Annotated in this window: 14 protein-coding genes, 8 tRNA genes and 1 pseudogene; 17 read left to right on the top strand and 6 right to left on the bottom strand. The window is 44.5% G+C overall.

The genetic code is table 11. The features are described from left to right. Positions 1 to 21 precede the first annotated feature (21 nt). Both H0S56_RS03560 and H0S56_RS03565 read right to left on the bottom strand, forming a co-directional pair. A complete protein-coding gene (locus H0S56_RS03560; protein ID WP_195725675.1) occupies positions 22 to 1,149 on the bottom strand; it encodes an efflux RND transporter periplasmic adaptor subunit in 1,128 nt (375 codons plus the stop codon). A 51-nt stretch (positions 1,150 to 1,200) separates the two neighbouring features. Then, positions 1,201 to 1,848: a hypothetical protein gene (locus H0S56_RS03565; protein ID WP_191112538.1), complete on the bottom strand. Its 648-nt coding sequence runs from the start codon at positions 1,846 to 1,848 to the stop codon at positions 1,201 to 1,203. Positions 1,849 to 2,134: 286 nt separating this feature from the next. On the opposite strand from H0S56_RS03565, the gene pilG reads away from it, so the two are divergent. The 6 genes from pilG (at position 2,135) to H0S56_RS03595 (ending at position 10,656) form a co-directional block, all read left to right on the top strand. After that, positions 2,135 to 2,518: a twitching motility response regulator PilG gene (pilG, locus tag H0S56_RS03570; RefSeq protein ID WP_064096414.1), complete on the top strand. Its 384-nt coding sequence runs from the start codon at positions 2,135 to 2,137 to the stop codon at positions 2,516 to 2,518. A 27-nt stretch (positions 2,519 to 2,545) separates the two neighbouring features. Continuing rightward, complete coding sequence (locus H0S56_RS03575; protein ID WP_064096413.1) at positions 2,546 to 2,914, top strand: response regulator; 369 nt, start codon at positions 2,546 to 2,548, stop codon at positions 2,912 to 2,914. Between the two features lie 5 nt (positions 2,915 to 2,919). After that, a complete protein-coding gene (locus H0S56_RS03580) occupies positions 2,920 to 3,456 on the top strand; it encodes a chemotaxis protein CheW (protein ID WP_064096412.1) in 537 nt (178 codons plus the stop codon). A 46-nt stretch (positions 3,457 to 3,502) separates the two neighbouring features. Then, on the top strand, positions 3,503 to 5,575 hold the full coding sequence (locus H0S56_RS03585) for a methyl-accepting chemotaxis protein (RefSeq protein WP_195725676.1): 2,073 nt from the start codon (positions 3,503 to 3,505) through the stop codon (positions 5,573 to 5,575). 167 nt (positions 5,576 to 5,742) lie between these two features. Then, positions 5,743 to 10,194 carry an Hpt domain-containing protein gene (locus H0S56_RS03590; protein ID WP_195725677.1) on the top strand — a complete coding sequence of 1,484 codons (4,452 nt, stop codon included), beginning with the start codon at positions 5,743 to 5,745 and terminating at the stop codon, positions 10,192 to 10,194. A gap of 3 nt (positions 10,195 to 10,197) precedes the next feature. After that, a complete protein-coding gene (locus H0S56_RS03595; RefSeq protein ID WP_180180481.1) occupies positions 10,198 to 10,656 on the top strand; it encodes a hypothetical protein in 459 nt (152 codons plus the stop codon). A 65-nt stretch (positions 10,657 to 10,721) separates the two neighbouring features. Here the strand turns inward: H0S56_RS03595 and dapE are convergent, their stop codons facing one another. The 3 genes from dapE to H0S56_RS03610 form a co-directional block, all read right to left on the bottom strand. Next, entirely contained in the window at positions 10,722 to 11,858 is a 1,137-nt protein-coding gene (gene dapE / locus H0S56_RS03600) for a succinyl-diaminopimelate desuccinylase (RefSeq protein WP_195725678.1), read from the bottom strand. A 121-nt stretch (positions 11,859 to 11,979) separates the two neighbouring features. Further along, positions 11,980 to 12,132, bottom strand: a complete 153-nt coding sequence (locus H0S56_RS03605; protein WP_004280704.1) for an entericidin A/B family lipoprotein — start codon at positions 12,130 to 12,132, stop codon at positions 11,980 to 11,982. Between the two features lie 112 nt (positions 12,133 to 12,244). Then, the gene (locus H0S56_RS03610; protein WP_195725679.1) at positions 12,245 to 13,120 is read right to left on the bottom strand and encodes a DUF1853 family protein; all 876 of its coding nucleotides are present in this window, start codon (positions 13,118 to 13,120) and stop codon (positions 12,245 to 12,247) included. An 87-nt stretch (positions 13,121 to 13,207) separates the two neighbouring features. Between H0S56_RS03610 and H0S56_RS03615 the strand changes: the two are divergent. From H0S56_RS03615 to H0S56_RS03665, 11 genes and pseudogenes are all read left to right on the top strand, one after another. Continuing rightward, positions 13,208 to 13,561, top strand: a pseudogene (locus H0S56_RS03615) (YbaN family protein); the annotation flags it as partial. A 125-nt stretch (positions 13,562 to 13,686) separates the two neighbouring features. Further along, complete coding sequence (gene elsL, locus H0S56_RS03620) at positions 13,687 to 14,220, top strand: cell wall-recycling L,D-carboxypeptidase ElsL (RefSeq protein WP_195725680.1); 534 nt, start codon at positions 13,687 to 13,689, stop codon at positions 14,218 to 14,220. A gap of 493 nt (positions 14,221 to 14,713) precedes the next feature. Then, positions 14,714 to 14,789 (top strand) — tRNA-Val (locus H0S56_RS03625). A 28-nt stretch (positions 14,790 to 14,817) separates the two neighbouring features. Further along, positions 14,818 to 14,894, top strand: a tRNA-Asp gene (locus tag H0S56_RS03630). A gap of 48 nt (positions 14,895 to 14,942) precedes the next feature. Beyond that, positions 14,943 to 15,019 (top strand) — tRNA-Asp (locus H0S56_RS03635). 21 nt (positions 15,020 to 15,040) lie between these two features. Beyond that, positions 15,041 to 15,116, top strand: a tRNA-Val gene (locus H0S56_RS03640). 14 nt (positions 15,117 to 15,130) lie between these two features. Next, positions 15,131 to 15,207: transfer RNA gene (locus H0S56_RS03645), tRNA-Asp, on the top strand. A 69-nt stretch (positions 15,208 to 15,276) separates the two neighbouring features. Next, positions 15,277 to 15,352, top strand: a tRNA-Val gene (locus tag H0S56_RS03650). 12 nt (positions 15,353 to 15,364) lie between these two features. Next, positions 15,365 to 15,441, top strand: a tRNA-Asp gene (locus tag H0S56_RS03655). A 105-nt stretch (positions 15,442 to 15,546) separates the two neighbouring features. Next, positions 15,547 to 15,622: transfer RNA gene (locus H0S56_RS03660), tRNA-Val, on the top strand. A gap of 72 nt (positions 15,623 to 15,694) precedes the next feature. After that, positions 15,695 to 16,156 carry a DUF2750 domain-containing protein gene (locus H0S56_RS03665; protein ID WP_195725681.1) on the top strand — a complete coding sequence of 154 codons (462 nt, stop codon included), beginning with the start codon at positions 15,695 to 15,697 and terminating at the stop codon, positions 16,154 to 16,156. Between the two features lie 25 nt (positions 16,157 to 16,181). Here the strand turns inward: H0S56_RS03665 and H0S56_RS03670 are convergent, their stop codons facing one another. Beyond that, positions 16,182 to 16,976 carry a YdcF family protein gene (locus tag H0S56_RS03670; protein WP_195725682.1) on the bottom strand — a complete coding sequence of 265 codons (795 nt, stop codon included), beginning with the start codon at positions 16,974 to 16,976 and terminating at the stop codon, positions 16,182 to 16,184. Positions 16,977 to 16,982 lie beyond the last annotated feature (6 nt).

Raw genomic sequence — 16,982 nt, forward strand, 5'->3', positions numbered from 1 at the left:
AATGATCCTGTATGAATGGTTTTAGTTGGCGCGAAGGGTGACAGTTTTTTGCAGATCGGCTTCGCTAAACTTAACCCGGCTGACCTGATCGCTGCTCTCCAGTCCTTGAACCACGGCAATGTTGTCGCTATAACGCTGTTCTAGTACCTGAACATTGACTTTGATAATTTTATTCTGGCGTATTATCCAGACATAAGGTTTATTCTGAATGTCTTGAATAGTATCTAATGGAATCAGCTGGCCAGAAATCTGTTGTGAACTCAGAATGTTGCCTTCAACGAAGGAGCCGATACTTAGCGAAGGAATGGTTTCATTCGGCGTGGCAAAGAATTCGATCTGGCGACTGGCCTGATCTGCAATGGGGGAAATCCGGCTAATTACGGCAGTGAGCCGATTTGGATTACCTTGAATGTTGTATTCGACCTGACTGCCCAGTCTTAAACCTGATTGCAGATCACTAGGTACGCGTGCTTGAATTTCCAGCCGTTTCGGATCGACAATTTCAAACAGGGTTTGTCCAATGGCAACGGTTTGACCCGGTTCAACCTGACGTTGCGTAATCACGCCACTGATCGGGCTGGTCATGGTGCCATCGCGATCTGCTTTCTGGGCAATATCGACATTGGCTTGCTGGGCGCGGACATTTTCAAGCTGGGCCTGATAATCGACCTGACTTTGTTCATATTCTACTTTTGAAATAAACCCCTGATCGAGCAGACGCTTTTTACGCTGCATCATGTTGCGAGCCTGATTGGCTTGCGCTTGAGTAGAGGCCAGATTTGCACGTGCCTGTGCCAAGCGGGCTGCATTGTCCTGATTATTCAGGCGTACCAGCACCTGTCCTTTAGAAACCGTTTGACCTACCTGCGCGTTTACGCTGGTAGCAGTAGCAGAGACCTGTGCTTGTATGCTGCTTTGATTGACTGCACGAATGGTGCCGGTGAATGCGGTTTTTTGAACTGAATTGCCAGATTGAACTGCAACTAGATCTTGAGGAATGACTTCAATGGATTTGGCTGTTTCGGTTTGCTGTACGGGTTCATTTTTATCACAAGCCACTAAAAACATATTTAAGCAAAGTGCACTCATGATCAGGATAGAGCGCGGGGAAGGCATATTTAAATCATGAGAATGCGGTGCAGTTTGCATATGAGTCCTTTTAGCTGGCTATGGATCAAAACCACGGCTAGCTATTTGTATTTATTCAAGTGCTTTTAAACGGGCGATAATTTTGTCGTATTCTGCTTCCAGATTTCGATAGCGACTTTGTAAAGACTGAATATTTTCTTTTTGGGAAACGAGATTTTTCTGGTTGTTGTCTAGCATGGTTTTTAGATGTGCCGGTGTGGTTTTACCTTTACGTAAATATTCACGTTCCTGACGTACGAACATGACCCGATCTTTTTGCAGTTGCTTCATTTGTTCTTGCTGAAAATCAATCTGTTTTTTTAACTGGACCAAGCTATCGTTTTTTTTCTGTAAAGCGGTCTGGCTATTGCTATAAGCACGCTTGAGTTTATGATCTTCGGCAATCCGCTTAGCCTGTTGAGCACGCTGTGGCGCCTGTCTGATATCCGCTTCGGCATTATAAGGACGCGCACGTTTAATGACCTGCATATTCTGGTCAAGTGCTTCATAGCCATAACGGATATGATTGGGTGTGACGTTAGTACTGATATTGGCCACACCTTTGCTGTCATAATAACGATACCAGGTGGCTTTTTGTGGGAGTTGGTTACTACTCGCACACGTTAAGCTCACCTGTAACAATAGCAGCGCAACAACAATGAATTGACCAGTCATTTTATTTTTATCAATGACAGCAAGTTTTCTTAAAAACTGACTCATCATTGGCTCCCCGAATTTAAAGTTGACTAAATTACTTATTTTAAAGTAATAATTTTGTTATATTAGACTTAAATTTATCAATAAAAAACTACCGTTAGTCAAAAAAAAACCAATAACGATAAGAAAATGTGAAGCTGTTATTAAAAATAAATGATTTTGTCTACTTGTGTAGAAAATGTTCATTGATAATACAAGTGACTTTATGTTAAAAATGTTTATCGATCGTAATAAAATAATCCTATGAGCCTTATGGCATATAGTTTCTAAAATGGGAAGGGTTAAACAAATGGACGATAAATTCCAAAATCTAAAAATTATGGTTATTGATGACTCAAAGACCATTCGTCGTACTGCAGAAACTCTTCTTCAGCGTGAAGGTTATGAAGTCATTACTGCGGTAGATGGTTTTGAGGCTTTATCAAAAATTGCCGAAGCAAATCCAGATATCGTTTTTGTAGATATTATGATGCCGCGCCTAGATGGTTATCAGACCTGCGCCTTAATCAAAAACTCTCAGAATTACCAGAATATTCCTGTGATTATGCTATCAAGTAAAGATGGCTTATTTGATCAGGCCAAAGGTCGTGTCGTGGGTTCCGATGAATACCTGACCAAACCTTTTAGTAAAGATGAATTGCTAACTGCAATCCGTAACCATATTAGTGCTTAATATATTTGATTTTTTTGGGGAATTGGCATGGCACGTATCCTAATTGTGGATGACTCACCGACAGAAACTTTTCGCTTTAGAGAGATTCTTTCTAAACATGGCTTTGATGTGATTGAAGCAGCTAATGGGGCAGATGGGGTCACCATGGCACAGGCAGAACTGCCGGATCTGGTTCTGATGGATGTAGTGATGCCGGGCGTGAATGGATTTCAGGCGACCCGCCAGATTGCACGTGGGGCAACAACCAAACACATTCCAATCGTGATTGTGAGTACCAAGGATCAGGCTACTGACCGCGTATGGGGCAAGCGTCAAGGCGCAGCGGACTATCTAACAAAACCAGTCGATGAAAAACAATTAATAGATGTAATTAAGCAGCACCTCAATGCAGGATAAGCTCTATGGCAGCAAATGGATTTATCGAATTGCTTCGCATTGCGAAACGTGGAAATAAAAACTACGTTTCCAATGGCAATGAAGTTAACCGATGGTCGGGCATTGCTTTTGAGATGATGGGGCAATATTTTGTTGCTCCGCTGGGGGAAGTATCAGAAGTGATTTATCCCCCAAAATATACGCCGGTACCCAAGACACAAGCCTGGGTATTGGGTTTGGCGAATATCCGGGGAAGACTGTTGTCTGTTTCTGATCTGACGCAATATGTATCAGGGCAAAGCAGCAAATTTTCACCGACTCAAAAAGTATTATGCATCAACCATAATGACCAGTATGTGGGTTTGGTCGTAGATCAAGTTTTGGGTATACAACATTTCAATAAGAAAAGTTTCTTTTCGAAGAAATCTGAATTGGATAAAAACTTACAAGAATATTGTCAGGGGTTTTTCCATCAGCACAACCAGCAGTGGCATGTGTTTTTATTCAGTCGTCTGTTGCAAAATCCAAAATTTATGAACGCATCTATAAAATTTATAAATTAAATGTCGCGCTCGAAAGTAAGCAAGGCGTCAACCGGGGAGAGGCTGCATGGGCTTTAAACTTAAAAAGAAAAATACAGGTGAGAGCACTGGCCGCAAGGGCGGTAATGCTTTTTTAGCTAAGATTCAAACGCAAATAGATCAGTTATCACGTGTCTTCGGTGATAGTGAGAAATCAAAACCGCTGATCTATGGAGCAGCAGGCTGTCTTTTAGCCGCACTGATCACTTTATTGTATCTTTTTTATAGTGTACCACGTACCAACGAACTCACTCAGAGTCTGGGTGACCTGCGTCTCCTCTCGCAAACCATTTCGCGCCAGGCGACTGAGGCGACCGCTTCAGGTACGCCAGAAGCTATGAAAAACCTGACTGACTCGCAAAAAGCCTTTGCTGAAAATCTTGAGACAGTTAAAAGTATTCACTCCAATAATGATGCGTTGCAGGCGGTTGATAAACAGTGGACAGAAGTTTCCAGCAGTATTGATCTGATTACCTCGCAACAAAAGATTATTAACCAGTTATACGACACCAACATCGCGATTGGTGAGGCAATTCCGGGGATTCAGGCTGAATATAACTTGATGGTTGACCAGATGGCACGTCAAGACATGCCGTCGAACCAGGTTGTTATTGCCAAAAACCAGGTATTTATTGCGGAACGTATCTTGCGTTCGATCAGTCTGGTACTGACGGGTACTGATGGTTCACGTGAATCTGCAGATGACTTCAGTGCCGATACCGAAACTTTCGGCTCATATTTAAACGCTCAGTTAAATGGTTCTGCTGAACTGGGTGTACAGCGTATTGATGATCCAACCCTGCGTGAATCTCTGGAAGGCATCAAGGCTGAATATGATGACGTACTCGAATCTGCATCAGCAATTATTCTTAAAAACTCTGCACAGATCGTCAAAGTTCGTCAGGCCGCTGCATCAATTTTTTCCCAGTCTGATGTGCTTTTAGACAACCTGAATAAATTATCAGGTAACTCAGGTCTTAAAACGGTAGTTCCAGCTGTCCTGCTGATTGCATTATTAGTCGGTTTCTTGCTGTGTGTATTCAAGTTACTTTCTCTGCGTGGCTTGTCAGATAAGCAGCGTGTAGGCCGTTTACAAGAAGAATATGACCGTAACCAGAATGCGATTTTACGTTTACTGGATGAGATCGCCGATCTTGCAGATGGTGACTTGCGTTCATATGCAACCGTATCTGAAGACTTTACCGGTGCGATTGCCGACTCGATTAACTTTGCGATCGACCAGTTACGTGATCTGGTATCGCGTATTACTGAAACTTCTCAAGAAGTTGCGCAATATACTGCAACTACACAAAGCATTACCAACCAGTTAGCTGAAGCATCTGAGCATCAGGCACAAGAAATTGCCGGTGCTTCTGCAGCGATTAACGAAATGGCATTGTCGATTGACCAGGTATCTGCCAACGCCGATGAATCAGCGGTGGTAGCAGAACGTTCAGTACAAATTGCTGCAAACGGTGCGGATGTCGTACATCGCTCGATTGAGGGTATGGACACGATTCGTGAACAGATTCAGGAAACTTCAAAACGTATTAAACGTTTGGGTGAATCTTCTCAGGAAATTGGTAACATCGTAGCCTTGATTAACGATATTGCTGACCAGACGAACATCCTGGCATTAAACGCAGCAATTCAGGCATCGATGGCCGGTGAAGCAGGTCGTGGTTTCGCGGTCGTAGCCGATGAAGTACAGCGTCTTGCGGAACGTTCAGCTTCTGCAACGAAGCAGATTGAAGGCCTGGTAAAAACCATTCAAACGGATACGAACGAAGCCGTTATTTCGATGGAACAAACTACATCGGAAGTTGTACGTGGTGCGAACTTGTCTAAAGATGCCGGTGTAGCACTAGATGAGATTCAAACAGTATCGAACAACCTTGCGAAACTGATTGCGAACATTTCTGATGCTGCGAAACTGCAGTCAGCATCTGCAGGTCATATTGCGACCACGATGAATGTCGTACAGGAAATTACCTCACAAACCACCAGTGCAACCTTCGATACAGCACGTTCAGTATCTGAACTGGCAAACATGGCCGATGCATTACGTGAATCTGTATCTGACTTTAAACTACCAGAATAAAGTCAGACATGATGGGGAAATGTGTCTTGACCGCGGTTGAGACACATTCAGAAAATACAGATAAAGCCTCGACAAGATGTACTTAACTTCATACGTTAGGTATCGCGTGACGGTCACAATTAAGTTTGAGCGCCCTTCTTGGCGGCATAACGTAAGAAGCATGAGCTATGAAAGAAATATTAAAAAATTTAGTTGAAACGACAACGCTTCCTGAAGATAGTTATCTTGACCAAGATGCAGAAATTCTTGAAATTTTTGTTGAGGAAATCGAAGAGATCTTCGTTGAGTTAAATGCTTTATTTCCAGAATGGTTGAGCAATCCAGATCATCAAGAAAATCTGAAGACCATTCGCCGCCATTTTCACACCCTGAAAGGTTCAGGCCGCATGGTCGGGGCAAAATCGGCAGGGGAAATGGCCTGGGCGGTTGAAGATACCTTAAACCGGGTTTTGTCCGGTTCGATTCAGCTAACACCGACGGTACAGAAATTTGCCCAAGCGGTACTGAATGTCTATCAATATGCTTTATATCAAAAATTCAAACATGTACAGCAATTAGATCTCGATCTGCGTCCAATGGTGCTGTTGGGACAACAATTACAACGACAAATTTCGCCTGAACCTGCATTGGAAGAATTACTGGCATTGGCAGATCATTTGACTGCTGAAGGTCAGATGACAGGTCTTGAGCTTGCAGACAATGAGCCAAGTGAAGCTGAGCTAACAATAGCGCCAGTAGAAGTACCGGTTCGCAGTGATATCGAAGAAACTGTGGCGATCTTTATTGAAGAAGCAGAAGAACATCTGGAAACGATTGCCACTTTCCTTCGCACTGAAGATGAAAAATCACAAGATTATAATGCGCTGATTCGTGCGATTCATACCTTGCGCGGCAGTTCATCCATGGCGCAGATTGATCAGATTTTTGAGGCCAGTTCTAAAGTAGAGCATCTGTTCAAAACCTTGCTACAAGATGAAATTGTCTCAACCTCAAAAGAAACTGCTTTACTGATTCAGTATGCCGAGTTTGTCAGTGACTATCTGCATTTGTTACGTCAGGGCAATACTGCAAAACTGGATGCAGTATATGCCACCTTTGAGCGTGTCTGGCATGATTATGGCTTTGCAGTTACTGAAACCAATAGCATTCAGACGCAAGGCTTGGTGTCCAAACTGGTTGAGCTGGATATTGATCTGTTATTGGATGCCGAGTTTGAATTTGATAAACGCGCCCAAGTCGATTATCCGGAATATATTCAGGCACTCAGCCAGCAGGCTGCAGAATTGCTGGCACATACAGAAAGCCGGGCAGCGCAGGGAATTCATGAATTCACTGCCGATCTGAAATTGGCTTATGATGCGCTGCTTGAAAAGCCAGTGCTGCTAAACAGCGATTATGCTTATGAACTGTTCGCACAGGCGCATCAGGAATTTATTCATTTATTTGATACCTTGGCCGCAGGACAGCGCGTCATTCTGAATGATGAGATTCAAAAAATACTCAGTGAACTGTCTGCATTTGTGCAGCAGGATCTCGAGATATTTGCTGAAGATACTAGCAATCAGAATGTTGAGCTAAGCTCAGAGGCCACACAGGTGGCTGAAACTGTCGCGACTGGTAGTGTGGATTTTGCTGGTTTGAGCCAACGTATCGCTGCGGATCGTCAACAGCAGCAAAGTACTGAAACCAACCGTGATTTTGATGAAGAATTACTAAGTATCTTCCTGGAAGAAGCGGATGAATTGCTGGCAGGGATTGATGAAGATCTGAATACCTGGAGTAAAAAACAGGATGATACAACCTCACTGAACAATCTGATGCGTCATTTGCATACCTTAAAAGGTGGTGCAAACATGATTGCAGCTTTGCATATCGGTTTGATTGCACATGAACTGGAAAGTATTTATGAGCGGGTGATCCGTCAGCAAATTGCCGTGACACCTGCTTTAATCCAGATTATTCGTCTGGTTCAGGATAACGTTTCCGATCGTATTCAATCCATTCGGGAAGACGGTATTGATTATCCTGCACCAGAAGCGATTGCGATTCTGCAAAATATTCAGGTGCTGGTGTCTGGACAAGCTGTTGCTGCTGTTGAAAGTACGGGTGCTGTAGTTGAAGTTGCAGAGGTCCAAGCGACATCAATTCCTGAACCGCAACTTGAAGACTCAGCAACGACTGAACAGCCTGCAACTGATCTGGCCGAAGCTGAAGAATTACTGGAAATCTTGGAATCTCCTGAAGCTACTGAAGACACACCAGTAGAACGTTCTGAAGAAGACGAGCTGAAATCCATTGTTGAAGAATCTTTCCTCGAAGAATCCGAAGAGATTCTGGCGAATGCCGAGAAGCTCCTCAGTCAATGGTTTGATCAGCGTAGTGACCGTAGTTTATTGCTGCAATTACAGCGTGCTGCCCATAGTATCAAGGGTGGCGCACGTATGGTAGATGTTGAAGAAGTGGCCAGTATTGCCTATGAGCTGGAAACGACTTTCGAACAGTTTGCGGTCTACCAATTTAACTCGAATGCTTATGATGGATTACTGCAGAAAACGCTGGTCTGGTTGAGACAGGCGATTTTCCAGCGTGACTATAACGGTTTTGAGCCGCTGCACAGTAGTCTGAAAAAGATTGCTTATGTGGACGTTACTGCACAGTTGCCTGAGCGTCTGGCGAAAACAGATAATCTGGTGGTCAGTACCGACTTCGGCTTTGTTGAAGGTGATGGTACTGAGCCGCCACAGATGATGGGTGAGTGGGCGAATAGCGGTACCAGCGATAGTAATAACGAGATGATCCGTATCTCTGCTGATCTGGTCGAGAAGATGATTGACCTGTCCGGTGAGAACTCGATTAACCGTTCGCGTATCGAGATGGACCTGGGTCAGCTAGGCAATACCTTGAACGAGATGGAATTGGCGATCAAACGTCTTGCCGATCAGTTACGTCGAATGGAAGGCGAGCTGGAATCACAGATTATTGCCAAACATGGTTCAGAGAACTCGCGCTATGCCGACTTTGACCCGCTGGAAATGGACCAATATTCGTCGCTCAACCAGCTGTCTAAATCACTGGCAGAATCTGCATCAGATTTGGTCGACTTCAAGAGTACACTGGCCGACAAGATTCGCGAAACTGAAGGTCTGTTATTGCAACAATCCCGTATTCAGGCGGAAATTCAGGAAAGCCTGATGCGTACCCGTCTGGTTCCATTTGATCGGATGTTGCCGCGTTTACAGCGTATCGTGCGTCAAACTTCGACGACCTTGAACCGTCCTGCAGAACTGATCGTACAGAATACCGAAGGTGAACTGGACCGTAACATTCTCGAGCGTCTGGTTACACCATTTGAGCACATGCTGCGTAATGCGATTGACCATGGTCTGGAAGATATTGCAGATCGTATCGCCCTGAACAAGCCGGAAGTCGGTTCGATTGTCTTGAACATCAGCCGCCAGGGAACCGATGTAATTGTATCCTTTAGTGATGATGGTAAGGGGATTGATGCAGAGAAGATTCGTGAAAAAGCGCTGAGTCTGGATCTAATCAAAGCGGATCAAGTCATTGATCAGGAAGAAATCCTGCAATTTATCTTCCATCCTGGTTTCAGTACCGCGAAAGCAGTGACCCAGATTTCTGGTCGTGGTGTCGGTCTGGATGTGGTACAAAGCGAGATCAAATCACTGGGCGGCCATGTGTCAGTGAGCTCGGAACTGGGCAAGGGTACGGTCTTTACGATTCGCGTACCGACGACCGTAGCGGTCAGCGATGCCTTGATGGTGAAAGTGGGCGATCAGCAATATGCGATTTCTCTGGCGCAGATTGACCGAATCGTGCGTATTGCACCGACCACATTGGAAAGCTATTTCAACAGTAAAGATGACTATTTCAAGATCGATGGCGCAAACTATAAGCTGCGTTATCTGTCTGAGTTTGTTGGCAACCAGCCGATTCCACGTCTGAATAATGTTGGTCATTCATTGCCGGTGCTGTTGATTAAAGGTAATAGTGGTCAAACCATTGCCTTGCTGGTCGATCAGCTGGTCGGTTCACGAGCGCAGATTGTAGTAAAACCGATTGGACAGCAGTTTGCCAACGTCGGGGTAGTGGCCGGTGCCACGATTCTGGGTGATGGTCAGGTCTGTCTGATTCTCGATGGACAGAATGTTGCCCGCCAGATTCAGGCGACACAGCGTGTCAAACAGCTGAATGATCAGCGTGATGGTTCGCGTAATTCAAATGCACGTCGTCTGGTGATGATTGTCGATGACTCGGTGACTGTACGTAAAGTGACGTCGCGTCTGCTTGAACGTCAAGGCTATGATATTGTCACTGCCAAAGATGGCGTAGATGCGATCGAGCAGCTTGAAAACGTCAGACCGGATCTGATGTTGCTGGATATCGAAATGCCGCGCATGGACGGTTTCGAAGTGACCAATCTGGTTCGTCACCATGATATTCACCGTGACTTGCCGATTATCATGATTACCTCACGTACCGGTGAGAAGCATCGTGAACGTGCATTCAGCTTAGGCGTAACGCACTATATGGGTAAACCGTTCCAGGAAGCGGAACTGTTGGCCAATATCCAGCAACTGATTGCTGAAAAACAGAGGTAATATATGAGTCAGACCAATTCAAGCAATAAAATGGCTGATCAGATTAGCCAGCAGGAACTTCAGCATCTGATTACGGTATCGACCGGATTTATTGATGCCTATATTATTGATTGTCATGGCAAAGATCCGATGTTATTGCCACAAAACATTGTCCTGTCAGCACTGGATAGTAATACCCAGGTTAAGATAGTGGAGTGGCATGAAGCCCAATTGCCGGTCTATGCAGTGAATGATCCTTCACGTCAAAATGGGGTGGCATTGGTGATTGAGGGTGATGAAATCACTCAGCGCTTTGCCTTGATGTGCAATGAAATGCCGAAAACCATCCGGATCCGTATTTCTGAAGTGGTCGATGTCGATCAGCCGGTGAATGATCCTGCCATCTTTCAATATGTGCGCATGAACGAACAGCTGTTCCATATTCCGAATATGACGAATATTCAGGCTGCAATCGGGCTGTAATTCAAACTATAAAATATAAAAAAGGAACTTCATGGAGTTCCTTTTTTATTACGTCATCTATTTATTTAATTCCCAAGTAAGTTGACCAAGATCTGCTCATAAATTTCAGCCAGTGGCTCTAGATCTGCAATATCGACATGTTCATTGATCTGATGAATCGTGGCATTCAATACGCCAAGTTCCAGTACCTGTGCACCGGTAGGCGCAATGAAGCGACCATCTGAGGTGCCACCCGAAGTCGAGAGTTCAGTTTCAGTCCCTGTCACATTCAGAATGGCATCTTTGGCTGCATTTACCAGTTCACCAACTGGCGTCAGGAAAGGCAAGCCCGATAAAGTCCAGGAAACATCATAGTCCACACCATGACGATCCAGAATTTCCAGTGTACGGGATTTAAGTTCTTCGGCAGTCACTTCAGTTGAATAACGCCAGTTGCACAATAGGTTCATGGTGCCGGGAACAACATTGGTTGCGCCTGTACCTGCATTGATATTGGAAATCTGGAAGGTCGTCGCCGGGAAATATTCGTTGCCATGATCCCAGACTGTGTCGCACAGCTCGGCAATGGCTTTAGAAGCGGTATGAATCGGATTCACGGCCAGATGCGGATAAGCCACATGACCCTGTTTGCCTTTGACTGTAAGGTTGGCATTTAATGAACCACGACGGCCATTTTTGACTATATCACCCAATGTATTGGTACTAGACGGTTCACCGACCAGACACCAGGTGATTTTCTCATTACGCGCTTCCAGTGTTTCAATCACTTTCACCGTGCCGTTAATCGATGGACCTTCTTCATCTGAAGTAATCAGGTAGGCAATCGAACCTTTGTGATTCGGATATTTTTCAACAAAACGTTCTGTTGCAACTACCATGGCTGCCAAAGCCGTCTTCATGTCGGCACTGCCACGACCATAAAGTTTGCCTTCACGGATTTCTGGTAAAAAAGGATCTGAGTTCCAGGCATCCAGATTCCCTGTTGGCACGACATCGGTATGGCCAGCGAAACAGAAGACCGGACCTTCTGTGCCTTTGCGTGCCCAGATATTATCTACATCTTCAAAGCGCATGGATTCAATATTGAAACCAATCTTCTTTAAGCGTTCAGCCATGATGTTCTGGCAGTCATGATCAATCGGTGTGACAGAAGGCTGACGTAATAGTTGCAGGCTTAAATCGAGGGTAGCGGAAGAGCTCATACGGTATTCAACAGTCGAAAATTTTTTCGGTTCTATAATAGGCGAATATGGACGTGAATGTGAACGACTGATATAAAAAAACCCTATCTGAGATAGGGTTCTGTGAGCGTTTAGGAAAAAACTAGTTTTGACGGATTTCGTCAGAGGTTTTTTCAGCAGTATTGGTTACCGCATCGCCAGCCTTAGACACATCTTTGCCCATGCCTTTTACGGTGTTACAGCCAGTCAATACAAAAGCCATCATTAATGAAGCAGCAAGAATTTTTTTCATCATCATCTCCGTATAATCAATAATAAAATTATTATGATGTGGGACTTAGAGTAGAAAATATACGCCCTAAAAAATATGTGGTTTTCATAGTGCTTCGGTTAATAAATGTAATGCTTTATAGGGGCTTATGCGATGGATGCTGGATCAGCACCGGATTGCGATACATATAAAAGTCATTGCTATCGAGTTTTTTATAAAGTCCATCCGTCCACCAGATCGCAGCTGAACTGCTCGGCCGGGCTTGCGGATAAATCCATTCATGTCGTTGCAGACGATAAAAACCGTGCTGTGCAGCAGGAATATACTGTCCCCATAAACCCAGACGCCGTTCTATATTCATCCATGAGGGAATTGGCTGATCGGCATGATGTGTAGGCAAATACAGCTGTCCCTTGAGGACGCAAAAACGTTTTTGAATGGGATGCTGCAAAGCCTCATCAAACTGGAATTGTTTTTGCGTGAAATGCTTCATTTTTCTGATTAAAGTATCGGTGCGGTTCAGGCCATAACAATGCGGCAGGCTAAAATCGGCTTCGGCCAGATAATATTTCAGTGCTACTTCCCAATGTTCAATCTGTCCTGTATCGGTATTTAATAACAGAAAATCCAGCTCACCCAAGGTCTTGGCACCCTCAATTTTTTGCAGACTATGACCAAGCAACCGATAGGGATGGTAAACATCATCGAGCAACCAGAACCAGACCAGCATTTCAAAGCGCAGCCCTAAACGCGTGCTTTTTAGTTGCTGCACAAATTCGATTAATTCTTTTGGATGCTGATCAAGAAATTCCAAGCGTGGATGATAATGGTCAAGATGTTGCTGCCAGGTCTGGCTGTAATGCAACTCAAAACGATGTATGAGCTCAAGTTCATCTGGAACATGGGACAGGATATTCGGACTGCCGATAGCAAATGCCAGTTGCCGCACCAAAGGATGTTGATAACGTTGCCATGCTTCTACAAGATTTTGGTTTAAACTGGAAAAGGGCATAGTACAACCTGTGAAAAGTGCAGAAATACAACGGACAGTATCGGAAAACGCTTTATACTACCTGAATTCTGCGGCTAGGGTTGATGTATGAAAGTGTTGTTTTGGCGAAGTCTGGTGGTGCTGTTTGTGATCCTAGGCTTTATCGGTGCAATCCTGCCGGGTATGCCAACAACGGTCTTTTTGATTCTGGCGGCTTGGGCGGCATCTAAAGGCTGGCCACAAATGGATGACTGGTTATTGAATCATCCCAAATATGGCCCGACCTTAAGAGATTGGCGCGTACATGGTACTGTACCGCGTAAGGCCAAATGGCTGGCCAGTATCATGATGCTGATCAGCGGGATCATCATGCTGTTTACCACGGCACCCTTGGCCGTAAAAGCCTTTACCAATATTACGATGCTGATCGTCGCGATCTGGTTATGGCGACGCCCTGAACCGAATCAGATCATTATTCAGCAAAATACAGTCGATCCAGAAAAGACAGATCTACAAACTCCGCAATCTGTAGATAGTAAATTAAACCCTATAAAACCAAACAAAATAGAGTCTGAGAATAACAAGTCATGAGTACCTTGCATCTGGATCAAGCCGATATCCTGATTGATCTTGCCCAACAAAAACTGTATCTGCCCCGTCTAAACAAGCAATATCTGATTTCCAGTGGCAAAAATGGCATTGGTGAAACTGAAAATAGTGGCAAGACTCCTCGTGGCTGGCACAAGATTGCTGAAAAGTTTGGTCAGAATGCTCCCTTAAATAGTGTATTTGTCGCACGTCAGGCGACGGGTGAAATTTATAATCCCCAATTGGCGGCAGAATTCCCGCAGCGGGACTGGATCCTGACGCGCATTTTATGGCTGAGTGGCCTTGAAGCGGGTTTTAATCAAGGCGAGGGCTGCGATACCTATCAGCGTTATATCTATATTCATGGCACCCCAGAAACCGAAAAAATGGGAGAGCCGCTGTCGCACGGCTGTATCCGTATGCGTAATCCGGAGGTCGCTGAATTATTTGACCTGATCAGTGAAGATGCACTGGTCTATATTTCAGAACAGGCATTAGATCTGGGCAGGCTGAATGTTTCGAAAAGCGAATAAAAGTTAGATTTTAAGATTATGTGAAAATGGTTTTGTTTTTATGGACTGAATCTGCTTGGTGGAGACAGCAGAAAAGATTGATTAATCTGATCCAGATGGTATTTTTATCGCATGGAATGGGTTAAATGATTATTTGAAGCTTAGATTTACTGGCATTTTCTGAATAAAAATAAATGACAGTTGAAAGATTACATGAACACAACGTCGAGTATTTTAAAGCTTTGTATAATCCTTAATCAGAATTGCAATATGTCGTGTGGTTAGACTGAAACTTCGCAGGGTAAAACACAAAATTTCGCTTCAATTTTCATTTTGAAAATTAAAAAATTTCGGTAGAGACTTAAAAAATAAACAAAAAGTGTTGTTTTTTTTAACAAACAACCTATTTTTTAATCACTCACACCTAAAAAGTGGAAAACATTCCGAAAAGCGTTTGACAGGCTGTGCAGATTCTCTATAATGCACCCATCAAACGATGATAGACGTTTAGAAAGGGCGCTTAGCTCAGTTGGTAGAGCGTCTGCCTTACAAGCAGAATGTCGGCGGTTCGATCCCGTCAGCGCCCACCAAGCTCTTTCATGTTGAGACCTTATAGTTGCAGCGGTAGTTCAGTTGGTTAGAATACCGGCCTGTCACGCCGGGGGTCGCGGGTTCGAGCCCCGTCCGCTGCGCCACTTTAAGATCTTGATTTTCGTTTGCCACAATAGCGACATTGTATAAATGCAGCGGTAGTTCAGTTGGTTAGAATATCGGCCTGTCACGCCGAGGGTCGCGGGTTCGAGTCCCGTCCGCTGCGCCATTTATACGATAGACCTTTTGAGGGCGCTTAGCTCAGTTGGTAGAGCGTCTGCCTTACAAGCAGAATGTCGGCGGTTCGATCCCGTCAGCGCCCACCAGATTCTTTTGCGATGCAGCGGTAGTTCAGTTGGTTAGAATACCGGCCTGTCACGCCGGGGGTCGCGGGTTCGAGCCCCGTCCGCTGCGCCATTTCAAAAGAAATTAAATTGAGGTCCCTGAGCCTGAATTTAATAAACTAAAGATTGACACTCTTTATCAGGGCGCTTAGCTCAGTTGGTAGAGCGTCTGCCTTACAAGCAGAATGTCGGCGGTTCGATCCCGTCAGCGCCCACCAGATTCTTACGATGCAGCGGTAGTTCAGTTGGTTAGAATACCGGCCTGTCACGCCGGGGGTCGCGGGTTCGAGCCCCGTCCGCTGCGCCATCCTAAGATGAGAAGCTTGGATTTCTGAGATCTGAGCTTTCAAGATACCAAGACTACATTCCTTGTTGGTCTTGCGTCATTTAAAACAACACTGTTGTTTTCTCAGGGCGCTTAGCTCAGTTGGTAGAGCGTCTGCCTTACAAGCAGAATGTCGGCGGTTCGATCCCGTCAGCGCCCACCATATCTTCTTGCTTCAACTCTATTTATTCCTTAGAATCTAATTTTATTATAATAATATTAAGATTTCACGACCATGAGAAATCCCTATAAGCGCAAAGCCGCGACCAAATCCCAAAAAACTGCTTTCGATCCTCAACAGCTTTATAAGCAATATATTGAAGCCATTGTTTCCAATGCTGGCATTTTTGCACTCTACCAAGATGGCTGGGCCTTATGTGCCACACCGACTGGACAGCGCGCATTTGCCTGCTGGCAAAGTAAAGGTCTGGCTCGACTGCTGATTAAAGACAATTGGGCAAATTACGAGATTCAGGAAATTAGCCTCAAGGATTTTGTAGAGAAAGTCATTCCCTTTTTACGTCAGGAAAGTACCATTGTTTCGCTTGATCTGACCCCGGAAGGGCAGAATATTCTGGTGGCACCCGAAAAATTATTACTTGATATCAAAAATTATCTGTATCAGATTTATGTGCAAAAACCGGAACTGTTTAAAAATCCGGATATGCCTTTGCCTAGGCAGATCCGTTTAAATTAAATTTATTGTTTTTAAAACAGCGTGTTTATTGGAAAAATGAATATTCATGCAGTAGCCAGCCACTAATCAAAGCAAAATATTCGCGTAACCATGAAGTATAGCGAACATTCTGGGGCGTGCTGGCACTCAGACTAATTACTTGATGGTAGCCCTGATGTCTGGCAATGGCACGGGCACGAGGGCTATGAAAATCGCTGGTGACAATCGCGATGGGCTCATTTCGATCAATATGCTGCTGTTTTAAGATTGCCTGAGAATATTGTAGGTTCTGTTGGGTACTTCTGCTTTGATCTTCTAGGCTCATGGGGTTATTGAGCTGCGGATAGTTCATATGGATATAACTTTGCATGACTTCAGCTTCGCTCTGTCTCTCCCGGAAATTTCGTCCACCGGTCATAATGATTAAAGTATTTGGATATCGTTCTGCATATTTTGCTGCGGTATCCAGACGATTTTTTAAGATAGGTGAGGGCTGACCCTGATTAATACCACTACCTAAGACTAAAATCGCTGCAGCAGGTCGTGCCGGAATATTCGGGTTGATTGACATCTGGATATAAGCGAAGAAAGCCGCAACACTGATTATCCAGAATAGAAATCCGCCCCAGAGACTGTTCCAGAACAAGGTTCTGAATCGGGAATTCTGTTTCCAGCGCTGAATAGATGAAAAAAACAAGGTATACAGGATGAGTGCCACCCCAATGAAGATCGACAGGGCAATAGCAAAATGCCTCTGACCTTGGCTCAGTAACCAGATGCTATTGATACATAGGATCAAGCCAAAGATCAGGCTGAGACTTCGTTTAAGTTGATTGAGCATCCAGGG

The organism is Acinetobacter lwoffii, from assembly GCF_015602705.1.
GTDB classification, from domain to species: domain Bacteria; phylum Pseudomonadota; class Gammaproteobacteria; order Pseudomonadales; family Moraxellaceae; genus Acinetobacter; species Acinetobacter lwoffii_E.

Bases quoted from the DNA above. Each gene is read 5' to 3' on its own strand.
- H0S56_RS03560 (WP_195725675.1), bottom strand. From the start codon at position 1,149: ATGCAAACTGCACCGCATTCTCATGATTTAAATATGCCTTCCCCGCGC.
- H0S56_RS03565 (WP_191112538.1), bottom strand. From the start codon at position 1,848: ATGAGTCAGTTTTTAAGAAAACTTGCTGTCATTGATAAAAATAAAATG.
- pilG (WP_064096414.1), top strand. From the start codon at position 2,135: ATGGACGATAAATTCCAAAATCTAAAAATTATGGTTATTGATGACTCA.
- H0S56_RS03575 (WP_064096413.1), top strand. From the start codon at position 2,546: ATGGCACGTATCCTAATTGTGGATGACTCACCGACAGAAACTTTTCGC.
- H0S56_RS03580 (WP_064096412.1), top strand. From the start codon at position 2,920: ATGGCAGCAAATGGATTTATCGAATTGCTTCGCATTGCGAAACGTGGA.
- H0S56_RS03585 (WP_195725676.1), top strand. From the start codon at position 3,503: ATGGGCTTTAAACTTAAAAAGAAAAATACAGGTGAGAGCACTGGCCGC.
- H0S56_RS03590 (WP_195725677.1), top strand. From the start codon at position 5,743: ATGAAAGAAATATTAAAAAATTTAGTTGAAACGACAACGCTTCCTGAA.
- H0S56_RS03595 (WP_180180481.1), top strand. From the start codon at position 10,198: ATGAGTCAGACCAATTCAAGCAATAAAATGGCTGATCAGATTAGCCAG.
- dapE (WP_195725678.1), bottom strand. From the start codon at position 11,858: ATGAGCTCTTCCGCTACCCTCGATTTAAGCCTGCAACTATTACGTCAG.
- H0S56_RS03605 (WP_004280704.1), bottom strand. From the start codon at position 12,132: ATGATGAAAAAAATTCTTGCTGCTTCATTAATGATGGCTTTTGTATTG.
- H0S56_RS03610 (WP_195725679.1), bottom strand. From the start codon at position 13,120: ATGCCCTTTTCCAGTTTAAACCAAAATCTTGTAGAAGCATGGCAACGT.
- elsL (WP_195725680.1), top strand. From the start codon at position 13,687: ATGAGTACCTTGCATCTGGATCAAGCCGATATCCTGATTGATCTTGCC.
- H0S56_RS03665 (WP_195725681.1), top strand. From the start codon at position 15,695: ATGAGAAATCCCTATAAGCGCAAAGCCGCGACCAAATCCCAAAAAACT.
- H0S56_RS03670 (WP_195725682.1), bottom strand. From the start codon at position 16,976: ATGCTCAATCAACTTAAACGAAGTCTCAGCCTGATCTTTGGCTTGATC.